The organism is Affinundibacterium nitidum (assembly GCF_014284155.1).
In the GTDB taxonomy this organism is placed as follows: Bacteria; Pseudomonadota; Gammaproteobacteria; order Burkholderiales; family Burkholderiaceae_D; genus Undibacterium; species Undibacterium nitidum.
The window spans coordinates 29,378-43,096 of sequence record NZ_JACOFZ010000007.1; the positions used below are offsets into that span (position 1 = coordinate 29,378).

At 45.7% G+C, this 13,719-nt stretch carries 12 protein-coding genes; 2 read left to right on the forward strand and 10 right to left on the reverse strand.

Annotated elements, in window-relative coordinates; genetic code table 11:
• Window positions 1-37 precede the first annotated feature (37 nt).
• Genes pilQ through H8K36_RS15115 form a run of 5 tightly spaced genes read right to left on the reverse strand, consistent with a single transcriptional unit; the run spans window position 38 to window position 5,151 of the window.
• Window positions 38-2,197, reverse strand: a complete 2,160-nt coding sequence (gene pilQ, locus H8K36_RS15095) for a type IV pilus secretin PilQ (RefSeq protein ID WP_186917438.1) — start codon at window positions 2,195-2,197, stop codon at window positions 38-40.
• Window positions 2,194-2,727 (reverse strand): pilus assembly protein PilP, encoded by a 534-nt coding sequence (locus tag H8K36_RS15100; protein ID WP_186917437.1) that lies wholly within the window; start codon window positions 2,725-2,727, stop codon window positions 2,194-2,196. The genes pilQ and H8K36_RS15100 overlap by 4 nt, the downstream gene beginning before the upstream one ends.
• Entirely contained in the window at window positions 2,724-3,428 is a 705-nt protein-coding gene (locus H8K36_RS15105) for a type IV pilus inner membrane component PilO (RefSeq protein WP_186917436.1), read from the reverse strand. Before H8K36_RS15105 ends, H8K36_RS15100 begins: the two co-directional genes overlap by 4 nt.
• Before the next feature lie 8 nt (window positions 3,429-3,436).
• Window positions 3,437-4,072 (reverse strand): PilN domain-containing protein, encoded by a 636-nt coding sequence (locus H8K36_RS15110; RefSeq protein ID WP_186917435.1) that lies wholly within the window; start codon window positions 4,070-4,072, stop codon window positions 3,437-3,439.
• Complete coding sequence (locus tag H8K36_RS15115) at window positions 4,072-5,151, reverse strand: pilus assembly protein PilM (RefSeq protein WP_186917434.1); 1,080 nt, start codon at window positions 5,149-5,151, stop codon at window positions 4,072-4,074. The genes H8K36_RS15110 and H8K36_RS15115 overlap by 1 nt, the downstream gene beginning before the upstream one ends.
• Before the next feature lie 470 nt (window positions 5,152-5,621).
• Between H8K36_RS15115 and H8K36_RS15120 the strand changes: the two genes are divergently transcribed.
• Window positions 5,622-7,784 carry a penicillin-binding protein 1A gene (locus tag H8K36_RS15120; protein ID WP_370587148.1) on the forward strand — a complete coding sequence of 721 codons (2,163 nt, stop codon included), beginning with the start codon at window positions 5,622-5,624 and terminating at the stop codon, window positions 7,782-7,784.
• 95 nt (window positions 7,785-7,879) lie between these two features.
• Here H8K36_RS15120 and cyaY read toward each other — a convergent pair whose 3' ends face one another.
• Window positions 7,880-8,188 (reverse strand): iron donor protein CyaY, encoded by a 309-nt coding sequence (cyaY, locus tag H8K36_RS15125; RefSeq protein ID WP_186917432.1) that lies wholly within the window; start codon window positions 8,186-8,188, stop codon window positions 7,880-7,882.
• A 69-nt stretch (window positions 8,189-8,257) separates the two neighbouring features.
• Here cyaY and lptM point away from each other — a divergent pair, with 69 nt between their 5' ends.
• Window positions 8,258-8,419 carry an LPS translocon maturation chaperone LptM gene (gene lptM, locus H8K36_RS19730; protein ID WP_222611243.1) on the forward strand — a complete coding sequence of 54 codons (162 nt, stop codon included), beginning with the start codon at window positions 8,258-8,260 and terminating at the stop codon, window positions 8,417-8,419.
• 28 nt (window positions 8,420-8,447) lie between these two features.
• On the opposite strand, the gene H8K36_RS15135 is transcribed toward lptM, so the two are convergent.
• The 4 genes from H8K36_RS15135 to H8K36_RS15150 all read right to left on the reverse strand — a co-directional run bounded on the left by H8K36_RS15135 (window position 8,448) and on the right by H8K36_RS15150 (window position 13,617).
• A complete protein-coding gene (locus H8K36_RS15135; RefSeq protein ID WP_186917431.1) occupies window positions 8,448-9,056 on the reverse strand; it encodes a protein-methionine-sulfoxide reductase heme-binding subunit MsrQ in 609 nt (202 codons plus the stop codon).
• A gap of 25 nt (window positions 9,057-9,081) precedes the next feature.
• Window positions 9,082-10,059 (reverse strand): protein-methionine-sulfoxide reductase catalytic subunit MsrP, encoded by a 978-nt coding sequence (msrP, locus tag H8K36_RS15140; RefSeq protein WP_186917430.1) that lies wholly within the window; start codon window positions 10,057-10,059, stop codon window positions 9,082-9,084.
• A gap of 195 nt (window positions 10,060-10,254) precedes the next feature.
• Window positions 10,255-11,391 carry a c-type cytochrome biogenesis protein CcsB gene (ccsB, locus tag H8K36_RS15145; RefSeq protein WP_186917429.1) on the reverse strand — a complete coding sequence of 379 codons (1,137 nt, stop codon included), beginning with the start codon at window positions 11,389-11,391 and terminating at the stop codon, window positions 10,255-10,257.
• Window positions 11,392-11,430: 39 nt separating this feature from the next.
• Window positions 11,431-13,617, reverse strand: a complete 2,187-nt coding sequence (locus H8K36_RS15150) for a cytochrome c biogenesis protein ResB (RefSeq protein WP_186917428.1) — start codon at window positions 13,615-13,617, stop codon at window positions 11,431-11,433.
• Window positions 13,618-13,719 lie beyond the last annotated feature (102 nt).

Here is a 13,719-nt window from a genome sequence, read left to right on the forward strand (position 1 = left end):
AAACCTGCACCCGTGTGAATCATTTCACTGGTTCTTCTTACTGGTTTGCAAAACTTCCCGTTAATTGCACTCTTGGAGTGATGAATATTAACAATTCAGTTTTATTGTTCGTTTTACCAGTCGACTTAAACAAATTTCCGAACAATGGCAAATCACCTAAGAAAGGTACTTTTGTCACGTCAGAGCGTTCTTCCTGAGTATAAATACCACCCAATACTACGGTACCGCCATTATCGACCAGTACGGTCGTCTTCACCTGTTTTGTATTAATTGCAGGTCCAAAACGCGTTTCTTCACCACGACTATCTTTATGAACGTCCACTGTTAGGATGATAGTGCCGTCTGGTGTAATTTGTGGCGTCACATTTAAACTTAAGGTTGCTTTCTTAAATGCGATCGCCGTTGCTCCGCCCAAGGTTGCGATTTGATATGGGATCTCTTGACCTTGTTCGATATTTGCCGGAGTTTGATCCGCAGTGACGACTCGAGGACTGGAGATAATTTTTCCATCACCGTCGGCTTCCAAAGCGGAAAGTTCCAAATTCAAGAAACGATTAGCCGCCGCGGAAAAAATACTCGTTGCCATACTTGCTGCATCCAAGCCGCCAATACCAGCAGCAGGTAAGTTCACGAACTGCGTATTTGGAATAAAACTTTTCTCTGTAATTTTTGCTTGGCCAGTCTGCTCACCGACGCCCAGATAATTGCCGGTCACGGCAACACGTTGATTACCCTGGAGTTGATAACCAGCGTCGCCGCCAGACAACTTCCGCAAGTCCGCGAAACCAAGTTTAGCGCCGAGGTTACGGCTAAACTTATTGTCAGCTTCCACAATACGGGCTTCAATAACGACCTGCTTCGTTGCAATGTCTGTCTTCTGAATCAGTTTACGTACTTCTTCAATTTTTGAAGCGATATCCGTAACAAAAATCTGATTCGTACGTGGATCGATCATGACGCTACCGCGCTTAGACAGCATACGATTGGTTGAGCTACTTCCATCGAGACCAAACAACTTTTGTAAGGTTTCCGCTTTCTGATACTTCAATTGAAAGGATTCTGTCTTTAATGGCTCTAGCTCAGCAATTGCCGCCTTTTGTTCTAGCTCCAACTTCTCTTTCAATAACAACTCGTCTTTTGGCCCGATCAAAATAACATTACCGTTTTTACGCATATCGAGATTCTTGATTTGCATTACGATATCGAGTGCTTGATCCCACGGCGTATCGATTAAGCGCAGAGTAATATTACCCATGACTGAATCACTCGCAATAATATTCACTCCACCTTGCTCCGCCAACATTTGCAAGACCGCACGGACATCAATATCTTGGAAGTTCATGCCAAAGCGTTCGCCCTTATAGCCTTGCGAACCTTGAGTCAATTTATTCAATTCTTCTTTGATTGGCTTAACTTCGATCACCAATTGAGTGTCACTTTGATAAACGCTATGTTCCCATAAGCCTTTTGGCTCAATATACATCCGAACATTGTCACCTTGACGCTCCGTGATAATTTTTTGGACTGGCGATCCATAATCTGCAACATCCAAATTACGTTTCAAGACATCTGGAAGGCTGACATTGAAAAAATCAACAACGATTTTCTGACCTTGGAGACGTGGATCCACCGCAATCTGATTATTAGGCAAATCTACTACCACGCGGCCTTCACCACTTGCGCCACGTCTAAAATCGATATCTTTTAAACTTTGACGAAGGTTCTGTTGTGGGCCCTTTGCAGTGACAGGTAGACCGAGCGAATTCACTGGTGTCGCCAAACCACCAGATCCATCTATGGTTACGATCAATGTATTCCCCTCAACCAGAGTCGCATAGTTCAATGATCTATTAAGGTTAAATACCAAGCGTGAGCGGCCAGGGACTTCAATCAAATTCACGTTACGAACTTCGCCTAATCCGATATCGATCGCGCTTTTTCCTGTGCCATTAGCGGTATTGGCGAAGTCAAGGGAAATACGTGCTGGACTTGTTATCGAAAATGACAGAGGCGCTTTTTCAAGAGGCTTTTTGAGATTGATCTTGACGATTACGTTAGCACCTTGTTGGTTTGAAGTAATCGAATCAATCGAATTATCAGTTTGGGCAAACGCCGATTGGCATAGCAATAGGAGCCCAAGAAACAATCCTTTAATGCGCATGGCGCTCCCTTTGTTTTTATTTACAAATAAATTCATTTTTTCGCCTCTTGCAATTCTAAGCTTGCTTTTCTTTCCGTCCATTCACCCGTTGCATCTTGAACTGTCTCTACCAGATCAATTCGAGATTCACTCACGCTAATTACTTTGCCAAAATTTTGACCCACATAAGACCCAACTGTCGCAGGATAAATAATCTTCCCGACTTGAATCAATCCTTGGAGTTTCTTTTTGTTATCAAAAGTACCGACCATTTTCATGGTTTCCAGTGGGAAGCCCTCAAGCGCCTCCTTAGGTCGGTCAAAGTCTGGCTTCAATCCATTGTCGTTGGCGGCCTTAATACGCGCGAACACGGCCAACAATTTTACTGAATCAAAGGGGTCAATTAAGGAACCGCTTTCATAGGACACAGGAACAAAAACCTTAGGCTCTTGCAAAGGATTAACCTTCACTTGGGTTTCCTTTTTAACTTGATTCATCCATTCCTTGAGCTCACCGACCCCGTTATCCCCACAGGCCGCAAGCATTAGTAATGAGACCAACGCTAAGCAATTCTGAATCAGTCTCATTTATGCCCCTCTTTTTCCTTGTCGCCTTCTTTACCTTCTTTACCTTTGTCACGATTTTTCTTTGCCAATTCCGCTTGAGCCGCGATCTCTTCAGGGCCCAAGTAGCGATAGGTCTTAGCAATACCATCCAAAATAATGCCAGGTTTCTTTGGATCTTTACTGGCAGAGAAAACTAAATTATTTAACGTGATAATCCGAGGTAATTTGGCGATATCACTAATGAACTGGCCCATATCATGGTAATTCGCAACCATTTGAATCTTAATTGGCAATTCAGCGTAATAGTCTTTTACCACCACAGCACCAGGCTCGAAGTTATCCATATTCAAACCACGACCATTCGCTGCAGAATTAATGTCATCCAACAAAGATGCGTATTCAGCGCTACTAGGTAATTGCTTCTCCATCCGAGAGACATACTGAAGCACTAATTTACGTTGTTCAAGCAGGGCATCCAAACTAATTGACTGCTGTACTTTCGTCTTAAATGTGTCTTTGAGCTTTTGCTCTTCTTGCTCGCCTCGCTCAATATCTTCAAGCTGGCCACTCCAATAAAAAGCCCAGCCGCCAATGATCACCATTACCAAAACAGCTATGGCGGTAAGTATTCGAGGCGCTATCGGCCAAAGGCCTGGGTGAAGACCATTTAGATCTTTGAACTGTCCCGCGAAAGACTCAAATTGTTCTTGAATATTTGCCATATTTATCTCTACTTAGCGCCTGCTTTTGGTGCGACTGCTTTCTTCGTACTTCCCTCAGCTGCTGCACTTGCTGCTGCGGCTTCCAATTCACGTGGACGACGAATGCCGACATTCAGGTCAAACTCAATTACTCGCTTTGCATCTCGCCCCTGTCCAAGACCAACCGCTTTATTTTGAATAATTTCTGGACGATTCATCCATTGCGAAGAGTTGAGCTCATTTACAAAAATCCCGACAACAGCATGGGACTGCGCATAGCCCTTCATCAAAACCCGTTGCCCTTCTTGCTTAATCGACGTGAGATATAAACCTTCGGGTGCCAAGCGAACTAATTCGTTCATCATAAACACTGGTTGATTTCGATCCGCCTGCAAATCTTCAACAGCTTGTTGACGTGCTTTCAAGGCATCAATTTCTTGACGCAGTGTCGCAACTTCTTTGATTTTTTTATCCAACTCAAGATTCTCTTGCGTAATGAATGCATTACGTTCGGTCTGCGCCGAGAGTTGAGTCGAAAATACCAAGCCCACCAAAATAACCACACCAGCGCCTAGAATTGCGGCGAGTGCCATCAAAGAATAGAACTGGGTTTTAAGCTCTTTCCTTTTGGCTTCACGGTGTGGGAGTAGATTAATCTTTATCATTATCCAAACCTCCTCATCGCCAAACCGCAGGCAACCAAGTAGGCAGGTGCATCATTTCGCAAAGCTTTTTCATTTATGTTTGATCCCAATTCCATTCCCTTGAATGGACTAATGACTGAAGTCGACAATTTCGTCCTTTCAGCCACTATCTCGACCAAACCAGGCAACATTGAACAACCACCAGCCAAATAAATTTGATCAATTCGCGTAAAAGGTGTGGATGTGAAGAAGAATTGAATCGCACGTGTTACTTCGAGTGCTGCACTCTCCAAGAAAGGCTCGAGTAGCTCCATTTCATAACTATCAGGAAGATCGCCCTGACGCTTCTTCAACTCTGCTTCCTCAAATGACAGGCCGTAATTGCGAACAATATCTTGCGTCAACTGATTACCGCCGAATTGCTGATCACGCTCATAGACGACCTCTCCATTCAAAATGATCGAGATATATGTCACCTTCGACCCGATCTGAAACAGAGCAAAAATTTGATCTTGTCCTGCATTGGGTTGTTGTTCAATCAAGCGCTCAACGGCAGCGCGCGCCGCATAAGATTCTATATCCATCACCTTAGGCTGCAGTCCAGCAGACTCTGCTGCTGCCACACGGTCTTCAATTTTCTCTTTTCGTGATGCGGCCAACAGCACATCCACATCCTCTTCCGAATTCGCGGTCGGGCCAATGACACAGAAGTCGATTGCCACTTCATCCATCGCAAATGGAATGTACTGACTCGCTTCGGACTCCACCTGATACTCCAGTGCCTGCTCATTTAAATTAGCTGGTAGCATCATTTTCTTGGTAATCACCGAAGCTGCCGGCATCGCCAAAGCGACGTTTCGTGTGCCGGTCCCAGCACGCTTCAACAATTTCGTAATAGCGTCAGAAACCTGCTCAAGATTTTCAATGTTGCCGTCAATAACAGCGCCTTTCGGCAGCGGCTCTGAAGCGCAACGCTCTAATTTGTAATCCTTTTCGCCCGAACGAGACAATTCCACCAGCTTGACGTCAGACGTGCTGATATCCACCCCAATCAAGGGCGCATTCTTCTTTCCGAGCAATGATGCGAGATCTAAAGCCAAGGATATCCCCTCAAAGAAACATTATTCTTATTTGCAAAAGCACAAGCAAATTCGTACACAAATTGCTCACAAAAAACTATTATTCAGGCTGAAAAACGCATTTTTTCTTTTAAAAACCGCGATTTAGAAGACACTCATACTAGCTTACGTTAAATCCTAGCAATAAGGGTAGTGTAATGTAAAGCACTTTCCGAGCAGAACGCCCTTTTTGCGTTGTCATTTCTCCACTCGCGACGATAAATTAAGGAAATGCAATTTTTATAGTCCTTAGGAGCGGGATATAATGCTGGACTAAACTCCGATTTTTTTATTGCATTATGTCAACACCTCAAAATACCGAATCACAAGCCAACGAGACAGCATCGCAACCGCGCCCCAAAAGCCGAGCGGTTCGCTTCTTACTTCAAAGTTGCATCGTATTATTTGGTCTCGTGTTGACCGGAGTCTTAATTTTAGTATTCGCATTGACCATGGCATATCCCAATTTGCCGGAAATCGATGCGATTACAAGTTATCGCCCTAAAATGCCGATGCGTGTTTTTTCAGCAGACAACATGCTCATTGCTGAGTTTGGTGAAGAGCGAAGAAATGTAGTTCACTTCAAAGACATCCCTGATGTCATGAAAAAGGCTGTTCTTGCCATCGAAGACGATCGCTTCTATGAGCATGGTGGGGTCGACTACATTGGTATTGCCCGCGCGGCCGTGAATAATGTCACTAGCGGCAACAAACAAGGTGCCTCAACCATTACTCAGCAAGTAGCACGTAACTTTTTTCTTTCCACTGAGCAGACCGTTAAGCGAAAAGTCTATGAGATTTTGCTTGCATGGAAGATCGAACAGAATCTCACCAAGAACCAGATTCTCGAAGTCTACATGAACCAAATTTATCTTGGACAACGCGCCTACGGTTTCTCCTCTGCTGCACAGATTTACTTTGGAAAGAATCTCAAAGATGTCACTGTCGCAGAAGCGGCGATGCTTGCAGGGTTGCCAAAAGCACCATCAGCGTACAATCCTGTCGCCAATCCAAAGCGCGCTGCCGTTCGCCAGCAATACATTTTGCAACGTATGTACCAATTGGGCTATATCAACAAAGCGCAATTTGAAGCTGCAAAAGTTGAAAAACTTCACATCAAAACGAACAGCGCCGAGTTTGGAATTCATGCTGAATATATCGCTGAAATGGCGCGTCAACTGGTGTACGAGCAATTTAAAGAAGAAACTTATACTCGAGGACTGAACGTCTACACGACCATTACCAAGGCGGAGCAAGACGCGGCCTATCTATCTTTGCGCAAAGGTGTAATGGACTATGAGCGCCGTCACGGCTATCGTGGTCCAGAGGCGATCATTGAATTGCCGTCGAATAAAGAACTCGCTGACGAAGCAATTGAAAAAGAACTCGCCGATCATCCGGACAGCGACGATTTGCTAGCAGCCATGGTGATTGACGCCAAGCCCGATCAGGTTCGCGCAGTGCTCTCGAACGGTGATGAAATTCAAATTACCGGCACCGGCCTTAGTTTTGCTGCGGCCGGACTAAAGCCAAATGCTCCTGCTAACAAGAGGATTCAGCGCGGCGCAGTCATTCGTGTCATGCTCGACGGTAAAAATTGGCAGATCATTCAAATGCCCGAGGTCCAATCGGCATTCGTTGCTGCCGATACCTCTGACGGCGCGATTCGCGCCCTCGTTGGCGGCTTCGATTACAACTTCAATAAATTTAACCATGTGACCCAAGCATGGCGACAACCTGGATCCAGCTTTAAACCCTTTATCTACTCTTCCTCACTAGAAAAGGGTTTGTCACCGATGACAATTATCGATGATGCGCCAATTAGTTTCGATGCAGGACAAACGGGCGGACAAGCATGGGAGCCGAAGAACTACGACGGCAAATACGAAGGCCCGATGACGATGCGTAAAGGCCTAACGAAATCAAAAAATATGATTTCTATTCGTATTTTGCAGCGAGTAGGCGCAAAGTATGGGCAGGAATACACGACACGTTTTGGTTTCCTCCCTGAGAAAAATCCAGCCTATTTGACTCTCGCCTTAGGCGCTGGCGCGGTAACGCCAATGCAAATGGCAGGCGCCTATGCGGTCTTTGCGAACGGCGGTTACAAAATTAATCCCTATCTCATTACCAAGATTACGGATGCCGATGGAAAAGTCTTATCGCAAGCAAAACCAGATCTAGCGGGCGATGAAAACAATCGGGTCATTGATGAACGCAATGCTTTTTTGATGGACAGTATGTTGCGTGACGTGGTGCGATTTGGCACGGCAACCAAAGCTTTGGTATTAAAACGACCAGACATCGCAGGAAAGACCGGCACAACCAACGACTCAATCGATGCATGGTTTGCTGGTTATCAGTCAAAAATTGTTGGTGTTGCTTGGATTGGCTATGATCAACCTCGCAATTTAGGTAATCGTGAGACCGGTGGTGGCTTGGCATTACCTATATGGATTGGATATATGCAGAAAGCACTAAAAGACATCCCTATTACTGAGAGACCCATACCAAATGGCGTAATTCAAGCGGATGGGGATTACTTCTATATTGAAAATCCGCCTGGTTCGGCAGTCAAAAGTCTCGGTACCGAATCAGAGGTCATAATAGAGTAGGCTACTAGCATCTACTCATAAAAAATGGGATGACGGCGAACTAGCCTCATCCCATTTTTTTGGTGACTGATTACCAAAGTTCGCGCTTATCGCAATCAGCTTTGGTTGGCAGCAATTGATCGCAATGTCTCGAAGAGCTCGGAACCATCCCTAGTATTCAGCCAATTAGTGCCATCGTGCTTGTAGTGAAAGCCGCCAGATTTTGCAGCTACCCACATTTCTTGCATTGGTGCTTGGCTATTGACGATAATTTTCGAGCCATTCTCGACAAACTCAATCTCTAACACATTACCACTACGCTTACAGTCAACATCAAGCTCATCGTTTTCGAAAGCACGCTCAAAAATATCCTGCACCTCTTGCAAACAAGCGTCTGCCTTCACTAAAAATTCTGATTCTGTCATGGTACACTCCGTCTTAACACCAGCAAGTTTTTAATTTCACAGGCTACATTCTATACGGTTAGTACGATCTTGAAAAAAACCACTCTCATTTCTAGTTTATTAGTCTGCGCATGCTTGCTTTCCGCCTGCGGTCAACGGGGGCCTCTGTATATGCCTGAAAAGAAATCTCCAGCGCCGCAACAGGCTATTCCTGTCAAAGCACCGTCTGAGAGCCCGCAAGAGGGTAAATAGAAAAGCGACAGCGGTAGCTGGAACGACACTACACCGTTTTCTTCAGACGCCAATACAGACGTATCCCAAGCAACAAAGAAACAATTGCAGCAAATACTAATGGTTGAGTGAAGTTATTCTTGCCCGCGCGCATCCACACATAATGCAACACGCCGAGCGGGACAATGATATACACCGAACGGTGTAACAACTGCCAGGTTTTTCCACCCATGATGCGTATCGCCCAGTTGCTACTACTCATGGCCAACGGGATCAACATCACAAAAGCTATAAAGCCGACGGTGATAAATGGGCGTTTGACGACATCTCTCCACATTTCCTCGATCTCAAAAAAATGATCAAACCACAGGAAAGTAAGAAAGTGGCAAGCCGCATAGAAAAAACTAAACAAACCCAACATCCGGCGTAAGCGGATCAACCAATGCCATTGCAAAAGCTTACGCGCTGGCGTGATCGCCAAGGTAATGCATAAGAAATACAAGGTCCAATCACCTGTATTCCTAGTAATGAATTCAAGCGGATTCGCACCCAGACCATCATACATCGTAGCGATGACGAGCCTCGCAAATGGAAGAGAGGCGACAACAAAAATACAAAGCTTCAACCAGAAAAGCTGACGCGCGCTGAGTTGATTCATCGAGAAACTCTTCCCATCCATTATTTCAATAAAACTTTTTAAGATCCATGCCAGCATACAGACTAGCGACTTCGTTATAGCCATTAAACATCAGCGTTTTGCGCTTGCGACTCAAGAAGCCATCTTCGCCGATACGTCGCTCAGACGCTTGCGACCATCGTGGATGATCCACCTCTGGGTTCACATTCGAATAAAAACCGTACTCACTTGGATTCGCTACATTCCAAGATGTCTTAGGCAGATCTTTGGTCACGCGAATCTTAACGATAGATTTCGCAGATTTAAAACCGTATTTCCAAGGCACTGTGAGACGCACTGGTGCGCCATTTTGATTGGGTAATACTTCTCCATACAAGCCCAGTGTAAGCAGCGTCAATGGGTGCATTGCCTCATCTATACGCAAGCCCTCAGTATAGGGCCATTGCAGAACAGGAAAGCGAATTGCCGGCATTTGCTTTTTATCGGCAAGGCTAATGAATTCGACATAGCGTGCGTTGCTATTCGGCTCCACTTTCTTCAGTAAATTCGAGAGTGAATATCCCAACCATGGAATCACCATCGACCACCCTTCAACACAACGCAAACGATACACACGCTCCTCGATCGGTGCCAACTTGAGCAAAGCGTCGAGATCAAGCACCATAGGCTTGTTCACTTCTCCTTCAATGCTGACAGTCCATGGCCTTGTCTTTAAAGTATGAGCGTTGACGGCTGGCTCGTCTTTATCAGTACCAAATTCGTAAAAATTGTTGTAGCTAGTCACATCTTTATATGCCGTTTTTTTCTCATTTGAGGCGTATGCCGGATTGATAGTCGCTGCCAGTTTTTGCGCTCCGGGCGTTTGTGCAAACGCCTCGCGCTGTGCCATTTCAATGACAGATGCACTAGCAATCGAACCTATGGCGACACGTCGAATGAAATCGCGTCGGGATTCAAAAACATCGCGGGGCGTAATTTCAGATGGCAAGATAATGGTGTCAGAAGTTTGTTTCTTGATCAGCATACGGTGCTCCAGTTCAGAATGAAATTGATCGGACTCGCTTCTATTTGTTCATAGTTTCTCATAAGTCGGCGTTTCAGTTTGAAACTTACATTTTTTCCCAAAATTCTTTATTCGGGTCAGTGCTCTCCATAACAAAAAAGCCCAAACAATTTCTCGTTTGGGCTTCAATCATTGAACCAGATCTGTATATTCAAACTATAGGGTGCCGTAGGAATGCAAACCCGACAAGAACATATTTACACCAAGGAAAGCAAACGTAGTAACAAGCAAACCAATCACTGCCCACCATGCCGCTACTTGTCCGCGCAAGCCCTTCATCAAGCGCATATGAAGCCAAGCTGCATAGTTCAACCAGACTATCAGCGCCCAGGTTTCTTTTGGATCCCATGACCAATAGCCACCCCATGCTTCGGCCGCCCACAGTGCACCAAGGATGGTAGCGATTGTGAAGAAAGCAAAGCCCACCGCGATGGCTTTATACATCACGTCATCGAGCAATTCCAAACTTGGAATTCGATCAGCGAGAACCCCACGCGCCTTCAACAGATAGGCAACGCCGACCATAGCTGCCAAAGAAAAAGTACCGTAACCAATAAAGTTAGCAGGCACATGAATTTTCATCCACCAACTCTGCAAGGCAGGCACCAGTGGTTGGATCTCCGCAGCGCCTCGGCTCACGGTGTACCACAACAAGAAACCAATTGCCGCAGAAATCACCAATAATACAAAAGCGCCAAGTTGACGCGTTTTATAACTTTGTTCGTAGTACAAATAGAACATCGCTGTAATCAATGAGAACAACACGAACACTTCATAAAGATTCGAGACTGGGATATGGCCAACGTCAGGACCGATCAAATACGATTCATACCAACGTACCAGCATACCGGTGGCACCCATGACCACCGCTGCCCAGCATAAGCCCGATCCTACCGATGCACCAAAATCCGAGCGTGCAATCAATCCTCCCCAATAAAACAGAGTAGAAAGAAAAAAGAATGTACTCATCCACAAAATCGCAGATTGGCTAGACAACAAATATTTGAGGAAGAATTTTTTGCTAGCCAAATCAAGCTGACCTGCGTACTGTGAAATCGCGAATAAGCTGAGAATTGCTAACAAAGGCATCAACCAACGCATTGGTTTCCAATGCCAACCCAAGAAGGCAAAGGTTGGACCGGCCAATAATAAAATGGCCTCTTCATAAACATCCATGTGCTTGCCATAGGCGCTGAAAGCATACAAAGAACCGGTACATAACAAGGCGGCATAAAGCCAATCGATGACTGTTAAGCGCTTCAAAAAACTTTGATGTTCTACAATGTTTTCCATTACTTTTCCTATTTAAGCGTATCGAGGCCTATTCGCCTTTCAAACCTGACTACCTGGCTCAATTGCTGCGTTTTGCTTTTCCACTTGAACCACAGGCTCTACTGCAAAGCGTGCCGACAACTGCTGCTTTAACTGTTCAAATTCTTTCTCAAAGTCCAAGGTCTTGCGCTGTGAGCTCATCGCCATTAACACGCGACTCTCACCACCCTCAGCCTTAATCCATAGCCATAAGCGACGTTCACGCACATAAAACATCGCGAACACACCAATCACTAGGAATAAACAGCCAAGATACACAATATTCTGCCCAGGTGCTTTAGCAACTTGGAAAACCGAGGCCTTTACCTCCTCAAAACCAGTCAGTTCCAAATAAACAGGAGCGCCATAAAAGAAAGAGTCAGACAAACTCGAGGTCGCCAATTGCAGAAACTGCGCGCGTTGTTCATTCAATTCGAGAACAGGCAATCCATCGCGTTCACGTGCCAATTGCCACAAATCCCACATACTACCGTTCAAAATCTTCATAAACACATCGGCAGCTTTACCTTGCTCCGCCGCGGGAATTTTTTCCAAGAAGCCCGCGATAGCAGCGAAACCGGATAATTTACTCCCGTCTTCACCACCCGCAAATATACTCAAGCCTTTAACGGCAGATGCAGTTAATTGACTCTGGAATTTACCCGCTTCTGCAGTCGACAAAGCCCGTTTTGCATAACGCTCCGCTGCTTTGACCCGCAACTCAGGATCCGCTAGCGCCGCACGCAGGCGCATCCACTCTTTCAAACTATTCTCGTCGTCTGCAGGGATGCGTAAATAGCGAAATGTTTCATTTGGCGAATCTCGCGTACCAGCCAAAAACACCCATGCACCGTCGAGTTGAACTGGGCTCATGTAGTTATGAAATTCACGGGCCTGACCTGTTTTGTCGCGCAATTTATACTGCACTGTCGGACCTACGTTTTTGAGGGTCTTATCTTCTGGCCTCTTCGCAGCAGCACCCGAATGCTTATCTAAATCTGCAGACAAACGTTCAACGAAATTCGCATTTGGATTCACCGCTCGCACGTCTTGTCCATTGCGAGCCATGTCTTCGATGTTCAAAGGACGGAAGCCGGACCATTCGATGCTATACGCCTCGCCTTTCGCCAAGCTCGGATCAAGCGCTGTTGAACCGCCCATGGTTCCCTTTAGTTCAGTTGTCTGCGCGAACTTTCCTTGCATAGGGTGGACCTTCAACTGCAGGCGACTGCCACCGTCATCAAAGCTAGATTGGAAGACCGCCACACCTTTATAAATCAAAGGGTGATTCACCTTCACAATTGCAGGAAAACTCTTACCAGTCTCATGATCGATCACTGTCACTTCGCTCGCAAACAGCTTAGGCATGCCAGTCGAATAAAAATCGATATTAAATTTGTTGAGTTGAATCGTGAACGGCAAATCTTGCAGCAATACGCCTTTACTCTGCTGAATGATGGCGACGTTCGCACTACTGCCTTCAGGCACGGCGACATTGCCGCGGAAAGTCGGCGTCGATTTCGACAAGCGATATTTCTCTGGGATCTCGGAGATCAATTCGCCACTGCCTTCGTAGGGCACTTTACCCATGAACCATGTTTGGTAGCGAATAGCGAGATCAGAATCTAGCAAACCGCCAACGCAAATAATGACGATAGCGGCATGTGCAAAGATATAGCCCCATTTGTTGCCAGCACCTTGCTTCGCGGCGATCAGCACCGCACCATCTTTGTCGACCGCTTTGAATTTATATCCCAATTGGTGGATATAACTAGAGATCATCGACTGCAGTTCAGGCGTCGATTTGCTGACGACCCACTCACTACGGTGATGGAAATTACGCAAAGATTGTTCACGTACATTGTCTCGCCAGCTAGCGACATCTCGCAGCATTTTCGGCGCATTACGCCATAGGCAAAGACTAGTCGACAACACCAGAAACGCCATGATCAACAAGAACCACCAAGCCGAATACAGAGAATACAAACCCAAATGCTGAAACACTTCGAACCAAAAGGGGCCGAATTGGTTGACGTAATTATTTAGTGGTTCGTTTTGTTTAAGGAAAGTACCAACGATAGAAGTAATGGCGATCATACAGAGCAAACTGATCGCAAAACGCATCGATGACAAGAGTTCGACTGTGCTTGCTAACCAAGCGCGGCGCGTTTGAATTTCCCAACCGGAAGTACTGGTTTCGTTTTCCATGAATATCCACAAACAAAAAGGGGATGGCAAGCGCCACCCCCTCCGTTAATCTTCTTTAACTCTGTCGTCTTATTCTATGTCGTAGAGATCAGAGAGCGTGTT